Origin of the sequence: Mesorhizobium sp. M1312, assembly GCF_040318115.1 — a bacterium.
Taxonomy (GTDB): Bacteria; Pseudomonadota; Alphaproteobacteria; order Rhizobiales; family Rhizobiaceae; genus Mesorhizobium.
The window spans coordinates 1-869 of the sequence record NZ_JAMYLQ010000101.1 but is presented as its reverse complement, the minus strand read 5'-3'; the positions used below and the strand labels follow the sequence as shown (position 1 = coordinate 869).

The following is an 869-nucleotide window of genomic DNA, read 5'->3' as shown; positions in this document are numbered from 1 at the left end:
AGCCGTTTTCCCTCGATCCTCTCCGAGGCTCGCAAGCTCAAGGTGCGCTCCGCCCTGATTGACGGCGAGGCCGTGGTTGTCGATGGGGAAGGAAGATCTAACTTCCAGGCGCTTCAGAATGCATTGAAGGGTGCCCCGGCGACTATCGACTTTTATGCGTTCGATCTGCTGCAGCTCGACGGCGAAGATCTGACAAGGCTTCCTCTTCTTGAGCGCAAGGCGAAGCTGGAGGCGATCTTGCCTGCGAAAAATCCGGTCCTTCGTTACTCCGACCATATCCTCGGCCGCGGAGAAGAGCTGCTCGATCGCTTCTGCGCAGCCGGCCTTGAGGGCGTCATCTCAAAGCTCGCGGATTCGAGTTATGTGGCGGCCCGCGGCGCAAGCTGGCTGAAGATCAAATGCATCAGGCGGCAGGAATTTGTGATTGTCGGCTGGACGCCGTCCGACAAGGTCCGCGCGTTTCGGTCCTTGATCCTTGGCGTTCATGACGGCGGCAAGCTGCGTTACGCCGGGAAAGTCGGCACCGGCTTCGATACCGCTGAACTTCTTCGTCTCTTGATGATCATGGCGCCGCTTGAGCAGAAGGCCGCGACCGTCGACGCACCACGCGCCGAAGTGCGCGGCGCACACTGGCTCCGTCCGAAACTGGTCGCTGAGATTGCCTTCACCGAAATGACAAATGAAGGGACGTTACGACATCCGAGCTATCTTGGTCTCCGCGAAGACAAGAAGCCGGAGGCGGTCGTGCTCGAGACGGAACGTCATGCAGCCGATCTCGCCGCGTCTGCGACAACCGGCATCGCGATAAGTAACCGTGACCGCGTCATCTATCCGGAGTCCAACATTACCAAGGGACAGCTCGCCGACCA

At 59.6% G+C, this 869-nt stretch carries 1 protein-coding gene; it reads left to right on the top strand.

All coding sequences use genetic code 11. The features are described from left to right. Nucleotides 1-869 (top strand): non-homologous end-joining DNA ligase (ligD, locus tag NKH36_RS34700; protein ID WP_352966316.1); only part of this gene is annotated, 869 nt, incomplete at both ends.